The following is a 16,074-nucleotide window of genomic DNA, read 5'->3' on the forward strand; positions in this document are numbered from 1 at the left end:
TCTTAACACTTTTTGTTAAATTGAAATGAACACTTTACTGGAAATTAGAACGTGCACAATATCACTTTATATGGAGCCTCTGCGGGCAAGGTCATGAGCCGTGCAGCCAAATGCTTCAAGGGATTTGGCTAAGTCGATGCAGGCTATCATATTCAGCACTTTCGGATAAGAAAGTGTTTATTTACACTTGGCGGTCAAATTAGTCTAAGGGAGAATCATTATAAGGTAAGGGATCAAATGCTATTTCCCGATCTATATCGGGTACCCAGTGGATACTAAACGCATCTAAAATTCTTAGGAGATGATTTAATGGGACTTATATGAGTAGCTTAGCCGTTGACTGTTACCAAAGGATTCTAACACCAAATGAAATGGGCGGACATCAAACCACAACAAGTCCAAGGAAACATGGCTAACCTTCGGGCTATCTTTGTTTATTTAACCTATATTGGGTTTCTCTTTCTTTAATTTGCTGAAGTCGTTTCCTGCATAACTCGGTTGTTACTCTAAAATCTTTTGCCCACTGATTTACTAGGTGCGGGTTGTTAATGTCGTATTGTGAAATCATATGGTAGGGAAGGGCTGCATAAAAAGTAAAATGTCTGGCATCTCGTTCTTGGAGTTTACGAAATGCATCAGTCATCATAGTTTGTTTGCCTACATGTCTAAGAACATGGCAGAACTCATGATAAAATTGCTCACGTTGAACTTCTTTAGTACGTCTTGAATCAACTGTAATGGCACGGAACCTTCCAAACACTTCATAGTGTGGGGAAACAGGCTTACGGTGTAAAAAAGTTTCGTACTTCCGAGCGATGGTATAAGCCATGAGTTGTGAGGGTGTAGTTATATGTAACTTTAGATACCAATCTGAGACCCAATCCTCTAAATGGGTTGTTGTATAAGTTGGAAAATACAAGATAAGCACCGTCCTTGCTAATTATTATAAGAACAAATGTTCGATTTATCAATAAAAAAATAAAGCATATTTAATGCCTTATTAAGGTAACCCTATTGTATTTTCTATATGAGTATATTTATAATCTACTGTTAATAAACCTTTTTCCTAGAGTGCCTGCATTGATAAAGATCCTAGCCTTCACAGATATACAAATAAGTGTTTACTTTACTGCTAGTGGGTAATTATTAGTTGCCGAGGCAGACGTTATTATTTTCTTCAGTTTAAATATCATCAACCTCTTTATGATCTTTACTCTTAAGATTTTTATCCCTACTCTTATTATATAAATAATCAAAATAATCCTCTAAACTACGAATATCTTCAGGAGACATCTCTTTCCATTTTTCAATATCCCAAAAACCAGCATCCTCAACTCCGTATTTTATAAAGAGGTTATTCGTTTCCCTAATAGGATCAAAGTTACTGTGAGTATCGTTATATTGATATTGCTCTTTTCCTAATAAATAATCAATTGAGCAGTTAAAGAAGTCAGAAATTTCCCTCAGTGTATTATAGTCAGGTTGACGATTGCCAGATTCATATTTTGAAATTGCTGAGTAAGATAATTCAAGTTTCTTTGCAAGGTCTTCTCTAGATAATTTCTTTTTCTTCCTCAAAAGCGTTAACCTTTTATGAAAATCCATCGGCAACCCTCCGTTTTAGACATTATAATATAATTTAATTTTACCCTATTTGTCCAATTTGATAAATAATATTGGACAAATTGGGGATTTTTTATTGACAATGGACGTTATGTCCATTAAGATTTTCTTTAACAGGACGAATTGTCCAATGAAGGAGGGATAATTTGAGAATTAAACTTAAGTCTGTTCGCTTGGAAAAAGGCTTGAAGGATGTAGATTCATTAGCAGGAAAGATTGGTATTTCGGCATCGTATTATTACAAAATTGAAAAGGGATCTCGAAATCCTGGTATTGATTTAGCGAAAAAAATTGCAGATGAATTAGATCACACTGTTGATGATCTTTTTTTAAATCCGGATTTGGACACTTCGTCCAATGATGTTGTTTAGCTAGTTATCTAAAGATTGATAGGGCTGTCCTTATTGATCCGTAGCATACACATAAAACGAGGTGATGATATGGCTAAACAAAAACAAAAGCAGTCGCCACTTAAGCTTGTGAAAGAAACGTTTGGTGATGTCCCAGCCAAGAAAGCTTTTCAACATGCTTTAGCCCCTTATTTCGATAAGAAGGAAGAGTATCAGACTAGCACTAAATAGTCATCCTGTAAAAATTTTATATTGGCCCACTGTATTTTAGAACAGGTCCCAAAATACAAAAAAGGAGGGGGCCATGAACTTTGGACAAGCTTTAAAACAACTAAGAGCAAGGCAAGGACTCACACAGGAACAAGTTGCGCATGACTTAAACATCAGTAAGCAGTTAGTATCACATGTAGAAACAGGAAGACGAATGCTACATGAAGAAATAGCAAGAAAATCACTAAGTTGCTATGACGATCCCATATACGCTATGAACGTTATGTATGAATTCTCAAATGGTTTTACAGCACCTCAACTTACTGGGACAAGCATTGAATGGCATCGGTTATGTATTAAGGAAATTGCTGTTAGAGAAATGGAAAAGGCTTTGGGTATTCTAAATGAAATCAACCTATGTAAACCACCGAAGGAAACAGACCAGGAAGAGAGAAAGAGGATCGCTAGCGCGGTTGATGAGCTCCTAGACACTGAAATCGCTATAAGTAATATGAAAGTAATTTTAGCCTCTGAGTATTCGATTTCATTAAGAAAACATATGAGTAGAAAAATTCCAGATTGGAAAAAGAAGGGCTGGATTAGGGGACAGATTTAAAAGCTATGAAGGAGCAAGAGACTTAACGATCATCATCCTTTACTAGCCGCATTAGCCATGCTGTATCGAAAAAAAGTTTTTAGAGGAAGTAAAGTTAACTGCCAGAAATCTTATTAAGTTCACTTGAAGAAATTGAAAGGGAGGAATTATATGACAGAAAGGGAAGTTCTCAATCCTATAAATATCATTGCACATCAGTATGACGAGATCTTAACTGAGAGAGAATTGCATGTATTTGAAAAGGTGCGTGATCAACTTTTTATAGGTATGGTGAATGTCGCAACGGAAAGAGGGCTGAAGGTAGGAGCTTCAATATCACCGGAAAATTTACAGTATTTTATGGAAAGAGCAGTTGACGGAGCATTGGTCATAAATAATCTCAAACATAAAAAAACCGTTCAGGGCTGCAACCCATAAACGGCACGTCAGTATTTAAAATATATCATGCATGGTTTGTCATCACAAGTTGTTGGGAGATGATGAAGCGAAGTAGTGAAGCACATTTCATTCCACTTATAGGGTGTATTAATTAGCTGGAAAATGAACCTTTATCAGGTATTTTATCACATTAATAATGGATACATTTTCCGGGGTACGTATAGAGACAGCTTATTATTAAAAGTATTATTTCACTCTGCTAAAGAGGATAATGCTCAGAAGGAGGGGTATCATTGCAAGGCTGGGTAAAATTACATCGAAAGATCCTTCATAGTGAAATATTTGAGAATGAAAAGATGTTGAAGGTTTTTATATACTGTTTAACAAAATCAAGTCATAAGGAAGCAGAAATAAGGGTAGGAAGACAGAAGGTTCAACTGGAGCCTGGTCAATTTATCTTTGGCAGAAAAAAAGCTTCTGCCGAATTAAATATGAATGAATCAACAGTTCGAGATTATCTGAAAATCTTACAGGAGGACGGTGTAATAACCATCCATTCCACCAACAAATATAGTGTTATAACCGTTGACAATTGGGCAATCTATCAATCTAACGAAGAAGATGACGACAACAAAACAACACCAGAAAACCAGCAAAAAGACAGCACCCTACCATCAAAAGGACAGCAAAAAGACACATTCAAGAATGAACAAGAACTTAAAGAAGTTAAGAATGTAAAAGAATTTATACCTACTTCTACAACTGGGCACGCACAGGGGGATGCGATTCAATTTTATCAAACTAACTTTGGCATGATTCGTCCTCAAATCTCTGAGGAGCTCTTAACTTGGACTGAGGATCTTGGAGAGCAAATGGTTATTGAAGCCATGAAACGTTCTTTGGACCGCAATAAACCAAGCTGGGGCTATGTCAAAAGTATTCTCCACTCTTGGGTGAACAAAGGTGTGGAAAGTCTCGATCAGGCTCAGGGTGAAGAGGTTGAGTATAAAAATCAGCAAAATAGCCGGGCTTCGTTCTCCAAACGAACATATAACCAAGAAGTCTTGCCAGAGTGGTTTAAACCACGTGACCAAAAACAAACAGACGAAAAACCGAAGGAACAACCAAGTCTTGAGAGTACGGCCCGAACCATTGAACTTGGAATAAAGTTAAAACGATCTCTAGGGGATATTCTTGAAGCAATTGATTACAGGTACGACCTATCAAAAGGGGATATTATTGCTATTGGTGAAGGGAGAAGATCAGCAATAGAAATCTTACAATTCAAATCAAATCTAAGGATTGTAGGGGATCCCTGAAACTTAATTCAGTATTTTCTAAAGGAATATGAGGAGGGGAATTATATGGGAAAGTGGAAGAAACACTTCGCTTTTTATGACATTTCATCTCAAGCCGATAACATCAAAACCTTTGAAGGAAAACGTTATGATGTACATGGTCTTTGGGCCATTGATAAAGATGGTCATTATGAGAAATTGGCGAGTATTTATTATCGTATTCGAACGGTAAAGGATAAAAAGTTTAGGACGATTGCCAAACGTCGAAATCCTAAAAGTGAGTTACAACAAGTCATATAATATATAACGATTCTAATACGTGCTTAAACTAGCACCCTTTGATCTTTGAAAAATACATATCTATGCTAGGGACGGAACGGTCACAGGACATTCCTAGCAGTCGATAAGCGTTCGATGCGTGGTACGTGAAATGCATCTAGTGACCGGTATGCGTTGTATTGATGATGGTGGCCTTTGCGAAGATGAGGTGAGATTCCGACGAAATCTTCTAAAGAGCAACCTAGATACATAAAGTTCTTCGTATAAGCTAGAAACGTTGTACATTGCAGAGCTTCATGAAATTCATGATGCAATCTGCATAGGGTTGATTGTATCCAGCCATAAACAATCACTTATTTAAAGAAAACAGAGTGACAATTTGCTGTTAAAACATCTAACAGTCAGTTTGAGCATTTCTGCTTTAAGATGGTCCTACGTTTCTTTCCAAAACGTGGATTTTTGTTTGAGTAGGTGTTAGAATCGTTATACAACCACTCAAGAAGGGATTGATCCGATGAAGAGACGATGGATCGGTGGTTTGGCTGGATTACTGTTGGCCTTTATCCTCGGAGGTTGTGGAGCCACAGGTCAAGTCGAGTCTTTATCACCAGAAGAAATGGAAAGTTACATTAAAGATAAAGAAAAAGCTTATATATTGCTTAATAATACTGAAGATAAAGAAGAGCGTAAGGCAAATATTGAGCTTGTAGAAAAAACCATTGAATCTATTAATGTGATGGAAATAAACGCTAAGTCAGAAGATATGCTTGATAATGGTTTAAAACCTAAAGATTTAGGCCTAAAGGATATTCAATTTGGTACTTTAGGTATTTATAAGGACGGAACTTTAGAGGAATATGTATCTTTAAGAAATGCCGATCATCCTACCGAAGATGAAAAAGAGAAGGCACTTCAACAATTTATTGACAATATAAACTCTTAACGCGAAGGGATCTTTTTAAGGTCGCTTCTTTTTTTATGTCTAAATTCCTTGAAGGAGGTGATAAACAATGGGAGCAACGAACCGCGAAGTCAAACAATCGAAAGACCTTGTCCAAACACTTTTAACAGTTCAGGACTTTTCTTACAACGATTGGCTGCATGAGAAGCATCAGGAGTACATTCGAGAGAATCAAGATGTTGTGATGGAATCCCTGATACGGTACAAGGAATTGAAAGAAGAGAAAGACCACAAATACTAATATTAAAAATCAAAAGGGGAGAATCCAAGATGAATGTGTTTATGAATTACATTGCGTTATCTGCGATTAGTAACTTACAGGCCACCGGCGCTTCCATTCTGACGGCGATGCAGCTACTTGGAATTATTTCTGCGGCCATTGCCTTTGGAATTGGGGCTTATCACTTAATATGGGGAGGTGTTCGAGGACGCCAAAGTTCTCTTGTATGGTTTATTGGCGGTTCGGTTGGTTTAGTGGTCTTGATGGGGGCCACGGCAATCGCCGAATACATTGATAGTCAGGTCGTCTTTTAAAGGAGGAAATACGAATGCGAGTGTTATTTACCTCGAAGTTAGATGGAGAAATTAATAGCTTTCAACCCTATTCTTTTCACGAAGCCGTTGAAAAAACAGAGGAGTTGGACACAAAATGGAAGAAGAAAAACGCTGAGCCGGTCTCCCTTGATTTTATGATCTCTAATGATGAGGGGGACAAATTGTATAATGGAACATATGTTGTAGGATCCGGAGACACGACGAATATCTACGATCATGTATGTCGAAGGCTTATCCAGATGCCGATGAACCATAAACAACAAGAAACTGAACGCGACATCCTTCTGCAAAATTTAACGGCACATACGCCCACGACTTATCAGCTTGATGTAACGGAACTCCTAAAAGAGGATAGATCGAATCAAACGGGGTGGAAAACCTTAAGCAAACGTCAAAAAACCATGACTGGTTCCTTTGCGGGCCTTGTCATTGTAACGATCGTCATGTCCGTGGCTCTCGTCTTAATGTTGCGAAGTCAATCGCAAGCCATGCAACAGATGGATCAGGAGCTAACTGAAGTAAAAGCTACGAAAAATGTTTATAAAACGGCCGTAACGGGTGATATAACGGAGGCTATTGACAAGCTTCAAGCTCAAAGAAAGCTTAGTGATAGCGAACAAGAAGCGCTTATTCACTTTCATTTATCAAAAAAGAATTATGAAGAAGCTATCAAGGAAGCTGGAAAGGAACAAACTTCGTTCTTAGCTGGCCAAATTATGCAACTGCATGGAGTCGAAGAACTCCAAACCTTCCAAGAATCGTATCCAAGCCCGACTGGTGCGTTTGAAATCGCGTATCATTCGGAAGCTTATGAAGAGACTATAGCTGTTGAGGACGTTCCGATGACAACAGAACGCTATAAGGAAAAAGGAATGGCATATTTAAAGCTTGGTCAACTGGAAGAAGCGAAAAAAATGGCCAGCGAAGCAAAAAGTGATGGGCTGAATGAAAAAATAAGCTCATATGAACAGTTAGAACAAAAAATAACTCAGATTAACAGCCAAATCAAAACAGAGAAGCAATCAGATGAAAAGGACCAAGATAAAATTAAAGAATGGGAAGAACAAAAAAGCGAGCTTCAGAACAAACAAAATAATTTGTAGGGGGCGATCATCTTGAAATCATTCGTCGCTAAAAGGCAGGTGCTTATTCCATTGAGCATCTGCCTTTTTATGATCACGATACTCGCAGCCACATTTATATTGAACTTGGGATTTGCGATGTGGGCCACGGTTCAAACTTTTCCGGAGTTTAGTCAACCGTTCGTCATGAAGGCAGCGTACCTCACAGATGTTCACTTTAAACAGTATCCATCGTTTTACGCCACAGCATCCGCGATTGGTCTGGTGGGTATCGCGTATATCAACTATAAACTGCGCAGTAACTTCCATCCTATTGGAACGGATGAAAAAGGGTCCCAGCGTTTTGCGACACGCAAGGAAATCAAAAAACAATATAAATCGATACCAGATCGTACGCAAACCTACCAGGGCCAGGGAGGTCCTGTGTTAGCTAGAAAAGCAGATAAGGCATACATTGATCCATCGCCAGTGAATAACTTGATTATCGGAACAACGCGAAGTGGGAAGGGACAAACCTATGTGATCCCAACCATCGATGCCTATTCCCGTTCGGAAGATCAGCCTTCCTTAGTCATCAATGATCCCAAAGGGGAGCTATTCGCCTCAAGCCGACAAACACTGGAGAGTCGAGGCTATGAAGTGAAAGTGCTCAATTTGATGAATCCGATGCAAAGCATGAGCTTTAATTTGCTAGAACTTGTTAAACAATCCTATTTGGATGGAGATTATTCAACAGCTCAAACGCTCTGTGAAACAATCACCCATATGTTGTATCACAATCCTCAAGCGAAAGAGCCCATGTGGGATGATTCCGCAAAATCGCTTGTTAATGCGATGATCCTCGCGATTACCGAAAAAAGTATCACCGAAGGAACCGAAGATAAAATCACCATGTACGCTGTTGCCAATATGCTATCTGAACTAGGAACGAAAAACGAAATTGATGATAATGGTCAGGAGTATAATGCGCTCGATCAATACTTTCAAGAGCTGCCGCAAGCGCATGTGGCTAAGGAACAGTATGCGACGAGTAACTTTTCCAAAGGAAATACACGATCCAGTATCTTTACGACCGCCATGAATGGTTTGACGAAATTTACCATGAGTGAGACAGCTAAGATGACAGCGAAGAACTCATTGGATTTGAAGAAGGTTGGTTTTGGACAATCCATGAAAGGTCGGGGTACACCGTTTTCCAAAGTGTATGTTATGTTCCCTGATGGTGCAACTGAAGTCAATCAGTCTGGAGAGAGTGGAACATGGACGATCAACTTCTCCTCCAAATTGAAGCCGGGAGATACCCTTACGATATGGCAAGATCATGAGCCGTTATCTGCGAAACAAAAACGGAAGCAACCCGAAGAGCCATGGAAACCCCTAGAAGGAAAAGAAAGAAGTCTGCTCAAGGTTCAAGTGAAGGAAGTGGATGAGGAATCTGGGAAGGTTTACTTTTCCCTCCCATCCGGTTCCGTTCACGATCTAACGGTTGATCAGATCTGTTATTTTATCAAACCGATTGCGCTTTTCATGGTTACTCCGGACTACGATACATCGACTCACGCGATCCCATCGATCTTTGTGAGTCAGTTGTATTACGTCTTATCGAAAAATGCAGCGATTGCCAAAGGGCAAAAGTGCTTGCGTGAAGTGGTATTTATGTTAGATGAATTTGGTAATATGCCGGCCATTGCGGATATGGATAATAAGATTACAGTGTGTCTGGGGCGAAACATTCGTTTTCATTTGGTTGTTCAGTCCTACGCGCAATTAAAAGAATTATATGGAGAAGATGGACAGGCAACCATCCGTGGAAACTGTGGGAATGAGATTTATATTTTAAGTGCGGATTATGATTCCGCATCTTATTTTTCTTCCAAACTGGGCAAACAAACACTAAATACGCAGACCCGTTCAGGATCCACCTTTTCGCTCGACAAATCAAAAACTGAAAGCACTGAAGGACGGGATCTCTTAACGGCCAATGAACTTCAGGAGTTAGAAGAAGGGGACACCGTAGTCCGTCGTGTATTGAAACGTCGCGATAAGAGAGGGAGGAAAATCCGAGCGTTTCCCATTTACAATACGGGCAAGCACAGCATGAAATATGCGCATACGTACTTGAGTCAGGACTTTGATACGAGTAAGGCGATTACGGAAGAAGAGATTGATACACCGCATCGGGGTGTTCGACCGCAGGACTTAGTGATCGATTTTACTTCCAAAGCTATAGCTGAAAAGGAAAGAAAGAGGTCTATAAAGGCCGATGAAGAACATACAGACGAAGGTCAGCCATTTCATGAAGACTCATGGAAGCAACAACAAAAGGTTGGTCAGTTTTTCGATGCGGCTACTCTTCACATGATTCAAAAGCATATTGCTCCTCAACTGGATCACAGTGAGGAAGAGATGAATGAAGAGCCGTTGGAGGTTTTTCTATACAATTTGAAAATGTTGGGGGATGGCCAGGAAATCAGTCGGCAAGTTTATGACCATATTCGTAAACAAATTGATAAATTAAGTCAGGAATAAGATGCAACGGTTACTGGGGAAAGAGAACAAGCCGAACTATAGTTTGGAGAGAAAGGAGATATGAATATGACACAAACTCTGGACCAGGTGATGGATCTGTATAAAAACAACATCGAAGGTGGGGAAGAGGTGATTATTACGTTGCATGATGCAGTCGTTAAACTATTTGAAGGGAACGAGACGCCGGTGGTAGTGGTAGTCGAACCGACGACAGATCATGTGAACACTACCCTTGTCGCCTTCTTAGATCAATAAGAAAGGAGTGAGCCAATGTCGGATGAAGAACTATTAGAGAAACTCCTCCAATTTTCAGAAGTCCTTCATACCAACAACATTTTTAGTTCGGGTCTCCGCATCATGGCATGGGGGATCATACTTTTCCTGAAAATGATTGTAGATAGTCTAGAAGGTATGGTAGATAGTGTGTTGACGTTGACTCATTTCTTTAGGAGTGAACCAGTGAAATCCTTTCTGGAAACGATTCAACCGGTCCTTTATATTTTGTTGGCTTTTTCTTTAGCAATGATCGGGTTGCGTTTGATCTTCAATAAGGAGAAAAATCGGGCGGAGATCCCCATGAACATCTTTATCTCGATCATGACGATATCACTTTTAACATTTGGGATGGGGAAAGTCGATGAATTTACTGGAGATGCAATCGATGTTGCCCAGGTTGATACAGAGTCTTTTACAACTTCAGATCGGGTGATGATGAAGTATATTACAGACATTGCGGTCTATGATGAAACTGGATGGGAAACATCGGATATAGAAAAACGACATCACGTCAGCCCAGATAACATCGACAAAATTTCTATAAATGAGATGATCACGAGAGAGTTTGAAAAAGCAAATGGTGAACAACTATCATCTGAAGGAAAAGAAATTCTAATGAACAAAGTTGGTTTGGAATCAAACGGCGAAAAGGGTCTAGTTGAGCTAGGCAAAAGTAGTCTATTTGATTTTTTACCCGAACACTATTATCGCTGGGATGTGGAGTGGTTCACCGCGATAGTGACGCTCGGGGTTATGGCTTTTACGATGGTCTTGATTTCGATTAAGGTCGCGAAACTTTGTTTCGAGCTTGGATTTAATCACATCGTGGCGCTTATTATGGCGTATGCTGATATTTCTACCGGTCAACGCCTTAAAGCGATCATTAAAAACATTGGCAGCATTTTTGCATCGCTGATTATGATTTTCTTAAGTTTACGCGTCTATATGTATTACACCACTTTTATCGGTGACCACTTAGATGGTATAGCTTATTTAATTGCCCTTGTGGCAGGGAGTTTGGCTGTAATCGATGGACCAAACATTGTCCAGAAGCTCTTTGGTATTGATGCTGGACTAAAAAATGCCTGGCATGTAGCCATGGGCGGTTACTTGGCATCGAAAACGATTGGTCCACCAGCGAAGAAGGCTGTTGGAGCTGTAGCTAGTGGAGGAACTAGTGCGGTGATGCATTCAGGAGCTGGTGCAGCTGGAGCCCTTGCCGGTATGGCTGGTGGTAAAGGAAAAGGGTCTTCTCAGAATGTTGAAAGTCCTAGTCCTACTCAAGGAACATCAGGAAAAGACTTTGGAGAGAAACTTGATCAAAAATCTGGAATTATTAAGTCCGATAAGGGTTCTGAACAACACTCTCAGCCCGCCTTACAGAAAAGCAAACGGAGTCAACAACTAGGTGAAGCTTCTTCTATTCCACGGAATCAAAAGCAACAACCAGATCATGTATCTGGTGGCTCCACACCTTCTATTCATGAAGAAATGCGGGACGAAGAACGAAAGCAACAATTGCCTAATGATAGCCCAACCCCTCGCCTACATGAGGATATGAAACAAGGCAATCGACAAGTGGCTGCTTCCATAGAAGCTAAGGAGCCAGTAGATCAACGCTCAAGCGTGATGCCGTTCGTTGAACAGGGGCAGAAAAGTCAACAAGCAATTCATGGAGATCAATCGAAGGCTCCAACAAGTACAGACGATATTCCCATGCCGAATCAGCATCGCACCGAACAGCGCACTATGGGTCAATATATGAAAGACCGGGTGAAGGACCGATTTAACAACAATCACAAGGTTCAGGGTGCTAAACGCACTTATAACCTATCACGCAATACCACGGAAAACTGGAAACATAAAATCCAAAAACGCGAACGAGGCTCTTAACCTTGTTGGCGTTTTTGTTTTAGAAAGGGAGATGGTACCTTGCATTATAAAATTCCTTCTGAAATCGGAAGTGAACTGAAGATCAACCGTCTGTTTTACCTGACAGACTTACTTGTCGTTTTAATTCTGGGAGGGATCGGTTTTACCTTGCGTTATGTCGTCCATCCCTCTTTGATTTGGTATTACGCAATCTTTTGGATCATCTTGATGTTGACATGGCTTGTGCGGCCAAAATCTAACCCAAAAATGCGTATGGTGAAGGCTTTGAGTTTAGCTGTGTTTCGGAATCGCCTTACCTATTGTTCTATGGATACGGAAGAAAAAGGGAAAGGAGAGTCCTAAATGGCTTTTTCTGAAGAACACGAAGAACAGCACGCCCTCTTTGATGAACAGCCGTTCAAGAAACGAAAAAAGAGACACAAAGGATCAAAGTCTCAGAAGAAAAAGCGATCGCAGGTCAAAGCGTCTATTGCTGATATTCTACCGATTCGAGACATGACCGATGATGGAGCTTTTCAACTTCAAGGAGATAGTGGTTATATGGATATGATGCAGCTGCAAAGCAAGGATATATACTCACCTTCTATGGATGAAACGGAATACGACATCATGGTGATGGCTAAGTTTTTTCAGTCCTATGCCTCTAACATCAAGATTGTATCTATGAATTTTCCGGTGGATATGCAACGACAGTTAGACGCGGTGGATCGGAAGATCAAACGAAACACCTCCCCCTTGTATGAACGATTTTTATTGAAGAAACGCAACGAATTAGCGTTTTTAGAACAACACCGAACGAACCGAGAGTTTTATTTATACATGTACGCCTCAAGCATAAAGCAACTATCAGAATATCGGAACAACTGCCAGCGTTATCTCGGCCAGATTTCCCCATTACTTCCTTTAACGGAAGAGAAGAAACTTGATTTACTCTATAAGCTTTATAACCAAAATTCCAAACTGGAAAAGAGGGGGTAAAGAACCGTGTTTCAATTTTTACAACCAAAAACGGATCAAGAAAAAACAAAGGCTAAGGGCTACAATCCATATTTGCTGGCTCACATCCAACCGCAAGGGGGGATTAACTTCCAGGAGTCTTTTATCCGAAAAGGGGATGGGTACGAGGCATGTGTTCATGTGTATGCCTTTCCCAAAAATGTATCGGACTTCTGGTTAGAGCCGATCTTCAATATGGAGAATGTGATCACAACCATGGATGTTGTATCGGATGATCGGTACAAAGTACGCGATGGGCTAAACAAAGGGATGGCGGAACAAAGCTCTCGAATGATCAATGAAAAAGACAATGCTGGTACCATCGAAGCTCAAAACAATTACGACGATTTAAGAGAACTCTACAATCAAGTGTCAGAGCAAGGAGAAATCGTTAAGCGTGTGCATCTCCGCCATTACGTAAGCGCACCAACGATAGTTGAATTAGAGGTTAAAGTGAAGGTTGTCCTATTGACATTGCAAGACGAGAATTTTCGAGGATCAATTTTCTTAAATGAACAAGAGTACGAATGGAAAGCTCTTCTATCAAGTTACAGCGATCAGTCCTCGTATCACAATAAACGGGAGGGGCAGCCTATACCGGCATTAGGGTTAGCTGGCGGTTTTCCATTTCACTTTACGAGTTTACATGATCCTTACGGAACGTTCTATGGAACAACTTTGACTGGGGGAAACGTTGTGTTTGACCTGTTTCACCGTGACAACCAGCGCAAGAGTTATAACGGTGTCATGGTCGGGGCCATGGGGGCTGGAAAATCAACCACACTCAAGAAAATCATGCTGGATAATGCCATTAAAGGATACAAAGTACGGACCTTTGACGTAACGGGCGAATTTGCGGAATTAACGGAAGCTTTGGGTGGAAAACAAATTTCCTTAGATGGATCGGACGGGGTGATTAATCCGTTGCAAGTGTATCGGACAGCTGAAGATGAAACCACATCGTTTACGCAGCATTTATCTAAGCTGACGACGTTTTATAAGTTCTTGGCCCCGGAAGCCAATGATAGTGAACTAAAAGAGTATGAGAATCTTTTACGAAAACTCTACGAAACTACTGGTCTTTGGAACGAGGATGAGGATTCAACCATCACCCAGAAACCGGTGCATCATTATCCGATCTTTTCCGATTTTCTTACCTTTATTCAAGGTCAGCTATATGAAGACATCGGAGAAGGAAAGCAATGGGAAAAAGTTAGCCCGGAACGAAAAAGGCGTCTCGAAAGCATTGAGTTAAATATCCGTAACCTTGTAGAAACCTACGCCCACTTGTTTAATGGCACATCTACGATTGAACACTTTAATGAACAGCAAGTGGTCACCTTCACGCTACGCGGTTTATCGCAAATGCGCGCTGAAGTCTTTCAGGCCCAATTGTTTAATGTGTTGAATCTCCTTTGGGATTCGATGCTCACGAATGGCGCACCTCAATTCGAAGCTTACAACCGGGGCGAGTTGGCGTTTGAAGATGCGGTTCGTTATTTGATTTTAATGGACGAAGCTCATCACATTATAAATACGAAAAAGAAAAGTGAAAGTGCCCTAGAATTTCTCACGAAATTTAGCCGGGAAGCTAGGAAATACTTTGGTAGTTTGTTGTACGCGAGTCATACCATTCGTGACTTTGTACCGGAGGGATCCGATCAAAGCATGGTGGAAGAAATTAAGAAGCTCTTTGAACTCACGCAATACAAGATCATCATGCAGCAAGACAGTAATAACTTAGAGATGATGCAGCAAATATTCGCCGGTCAATTAAGTCAAAGTGAGTTACATGAGATCCCGTATTTGCAGACCGGAGATACAATGCTGAGTATCCGTGCGGTTGAAAATATTCGCTTTAATGTGGAGGTATCGGACGAAGAATTAGCTTTATTTGGAGGAGGTGCTTAACTCATGCCATGGTCGTTAGTGCTGGGGCTTGTCTCGAGAAAAGTGTGGCTAGGGTTGGTTGGATTGGTCATGGTTCTTTTTCTCCTTCAAATGGTCTTATATGCATCTACTATCGTTACGTTAATCGGCTTTCAAAAGAGTAAGGCTAGTGAAGATGTTCAATCGGTCGATGTGGTGAATGGGACCGCCCAAGTTTCAGCTGCCGTGGAACAATACCGTCCATTGTTTGAAAAGTATGCAGCCAAATATGGGGTCTCCGATTACGTGGAGCTGTTGCTGGCCAAGACAATGCAAGAATCTGGTGGGAAGCTTGACGATGTGATGCAGGCCAGTGAATCTCTAGGGTTACCTCCCAATACAATTGAGGACCCCAAACGAAGCATTGATGTCGGGGTTCAATATTTTGCAGATATGTTAGAGAAAGCCGGGGGAGATGTGAAGTTAGCTCTTCAAGCGTACAACTTTGGAGGAGGGTTTATTGAGTACGCCAAGGAACATAACCACGGCGAATATAGCAAGGAATTAGCGATCGAATTTTCTCAGATGAAGTATCAAGAGTTGAAGCATACGGGGATGTATTCATGCATTAGTCCAGAGGCAGCTGCCCTTCAAGCTTGTTACGGCGATATTGGATATGTGGAAGCTGTTCTTCGTTATCTTAAAGGAGATGTTGTCGAAGGAGATATACAGCCAACGGGAGAGTGGGTACGTCCGATTGCAGGAACCTTAAACCAAACATCTAACTATGGGATGAGGAGTGATCCCTTCAATGGAACATCGACGATGCATCGAGGGATCGACTTTGCTTGTACCAACGCCGTGACCCCTATTCGAAGTGTTGATCATGGCCAAGTCGTGAGAGTCAGTAACGGAGGAACAGGCTACGGAAATAGCGTGATCATTAAACATGATGATGGTTTATATAGTCACTATGCGCATCTCTATTCAGTGTATGTTGATCAAGGGGGTGTGGTTCAAAAAAGTGAAGAAATAGGGAAGTGTGGAACCACCGGAAACTCGACTGGTCCCCACTTACACTTTGAAGTATTAACGAAAAACCAATATCGAACGGACGTAAATCCGACTCCTTATCTTGATCTGTAAACAGATTGTATAC

Annotated in this window: 18 protein-coding genes and 2 pseudogenes; 18 read left to right on the plus strand and 2 right to left on the minus strand. The window is 40.7% G+C overall.

The window, feature by feature from the left end; all coding sequences use genetic code 11:
- Positions 1-424: 424 nt before the first annotated feature.
- Both MUO15_RS00200 and MUO15_RS00205 read right to left on the minus strand, forming a co-directional pair.
- Complete coding sequence (locus MUO15_RS00200; protein ID WP_245032497.1) at positions 425-919, minus strand: ImmA/IrrE family metallo-endopeptidase; 495 nt, start codon at positions 917-919, stop codon at positions 425-427.
- 263 nt (positions 920-1,182) lie between these two features.
- Positions 1,183-1,605, minus strand: coding sequence for a helix-turn-helix domain-containing protein (locus tag MUO15_RS00205; RefSeq protein WP_244753674.1), 423 nt, complete (start codon positions 1,603-1,605; stop codon positions 1,183-1,185).
- Between the two features lie 164 nt (positions 1,606-1,769).
- Between MUO15_RS00205 and MUO15_RS00210 the strand changes: the two genes are divergently transcribed.
- The 18 genes and pseudogenes from MUO15_RS00210 (at position 1,770) to MUO15_RS00290 (ending at position 16,061) form a co-directional block, all read left to right on the plus strand.
- A complete protein-coding gene (locus tag MUO15_RS00210) occupies positions 1,770-1,994 on the plus strand; it encodes a helix-turn-helix transcriptional regulator (RefSeq protein ID WP_244753673.1) in 225 nt (74 codons plus the stop codon).
- Between the two features lie 69 nt (positions 1,995-2,063).
- The gene (locus MUO15_RS00215) at positions 2,064-2,204 is read left to right on the plus strand and encodes a hypothetical protein (protein ID WP_244753672.1); all 141 of its coding nucleotides are present in this window, start codon (positions 2,064-2,066) and stop codon (positions 2,202-2,204) included.
- Positions 2,205-2,277: 73 nt separating this feature from the next.
- Complete coding sequence (locus MUO15_RS00220; protein ID WP_245032498.1) at positions 2,278-2,799, plus strand: helix-turn-helix transcriptional regulator; 522 nt, start codon at positions 2,278-2,280, stop codon at positions 2,797-2,799.
- A gap of 150 nt (positions 2,800-2,949) precedes the next feature.
- Positions 2,950-3,216, plus strand: coding sequence for a hypothetical protein (locus MUO15_RS00225; protein ID WP_245032499.1), 267 nt, complete (start codon positions 2,950-2,952; stop codon positions 3,214-3,216).
- Positions 3,217-3,470: 254 nt separating this feature from the next.
- On the plus strand, positions 3,471-4,496 hold the full coding sequence (locus MUO15_RS00230; RefSeq protein ID WP_245032501.1) for a DnaD domain-containing protein: 1,026 nt from the start codon (positions 3,471-3,473) through the stop codon (positions 4,494-4,496).
- A 45-nt stretch (positions 4,497-4,541) separates the two neighbouring features.
- Positions 4,542-4,775 carry a hypothetical protein gene (locus MUO15_RS00235; RefSeq protein ID WP_244753668.1) on the plus strand — a complete coding sequence of 78 codons (234 nt, stop codon included), beginning with the start codon at positions 4,542-4,544 and terminating at the stop codon, positions 4,773-4,775.
- Between the two features lie 493 nt (positions 4,776-5,268).
- On the plus strand, positions 5,269-5,697 hold the full coding sequence (locus tag MUO15_RS00240) for a hypothetical protein (protein WP_245032503.1): 429 nt from the start codon (positions 5,269-5,271) through the stop codon (positions 5,695-5,697).
- Positions 5,698-5,764: 67 nt separating this feature from the next.
- Positions 5,765-5,956 carry a hypothetical protein gene (locus tag MUO15_RS00245; RefSeq protein ID WP_244753666.1) on the plus strand — a complete coding sequence of 64 codons (192 nt, stop codon included), beginning with the start codon at positions 5,765-5,767 and terminating at the stop codon, positions 5,954-5,956.
- A 41-nt stretch (positions 5,957-5,997) separates the two neighbouring features.
- Positions 5,998-6,249, plus strand: a complete 252-nt coding sequence (locus MUO15_RS00250) for a hypothetical protein (RefSeq protein ID WP_245032504.1) — start codon at positions 5,998-6,000, stop codon at positions 6,247-6,249.
- Between the two features lie 14 nt (positions 6,250-6,263).
- Positions 6,264-7,373, plus strand: a complete 1,110-nt coding sequence (locus MUO15_RS00255; RefSeq protein WP_245032505.1) for a hypothetical protein — start codon at positions 6,264-6,266, stop codon at positions 7,371-7,373.
- Positions 7,374-7,385: 12 nt separating this feature from the next.
- Positions 7,386-9,570: pseudogene (locus tag MUO15_RS00260) on the plus strand (VirD4-like conjugal transfer protein, CD1115 family); the annotation flags it as partial.
- A gap of 95 nt (positions 9,571-9,665) precedes the next feature.
- A pseudogene (locus MUO15_RS22030) lies at positions 9,666-9,881 on the plus strand (hypothetical protein); the annotation flags it as partial.
- Between the two features lie 66 nt (positions 9,882-9,947).
- The gene (locus MUO15_RS00265; RefSeq protein WP_245032509.1) at positions 9,948-10,136 is read left to right on the plus strand and encodes a hypothetical protein; all 189 of its coding nucleotides are present in this window, start codon (positions 9,948-9,950) and stop codon (positions 10,134-10,136) included.
- A 15-nt stretch (positions 10,137-10,151) separates the two neighbouring features.
- Positions 10,152-12,050 carry a pLS20_p028 family conjugation system transmembrane protein gene (locus MUO15_RS00270; RefSeq protein ID WP_245032510.1) on the plus strand — a complete coding sequence of 633 codons (1,899 nt, stop codon included), beginning with the start codon at positions 10,152-10,154 and terminating at the stop codon, positions 12,048-12,050.
- A 39-nt stretch (positions 12,051-12,089) separates the two neighbouring features.
- Positions 12,090-12,392, plus strand: a complete 303-nt coding sequence (locus MUO15_RS00275; protein WP_245032511.1) for a DUF5592 family protein — start codon at positions 12,090-12,092, stop codon at positions 12,390-12,392.
- The gene (locus tag MUO15_RS00280; protein WP_245032513.1) at positions 12,393-13,028 is read left to right on the plus strand and encodes a TraC-like domain-containing protein; all 636 of its coding nucleotides are present in this window, start codon (positions 12,393-12,395) and stop codon (positions 13,026-13,028) included.
- Between the two features lie 6 nt (positions 13,029-13,034).
- Entirely contained in the window at positions 13,035-14,957 is a 1,923-nt protein-coding gene (locus MUO15_RS00285; RefSeq protein ID WP_245032514.1) for a VirB4 family type IV secretion system protein, read from the plus strand.
- A 3-nt stretch (positions 14,958-14,960) separates the two neighbouring features.
- Entirely contained in the window at positions 14,961-16,061 is a 1,101-nt protein-coding gene (locus MUO15_RS00290) for a lysozyme family protein (protein WP_245032516.1), read from the plus strand.
- The last annotated feature ends 13 nt before the right edge of the window (positions 16,062-16,074 follow it).

The organism is Halobacillus amylolyticus, assembly GCF_022921115.1.
GTDB classification, from domain to species: Bacteria; Bacillota; Bacilli; order Bacillales; family Halobacillaceae; genus Halobacillus_A; species Halobacillus_A amylolyticus.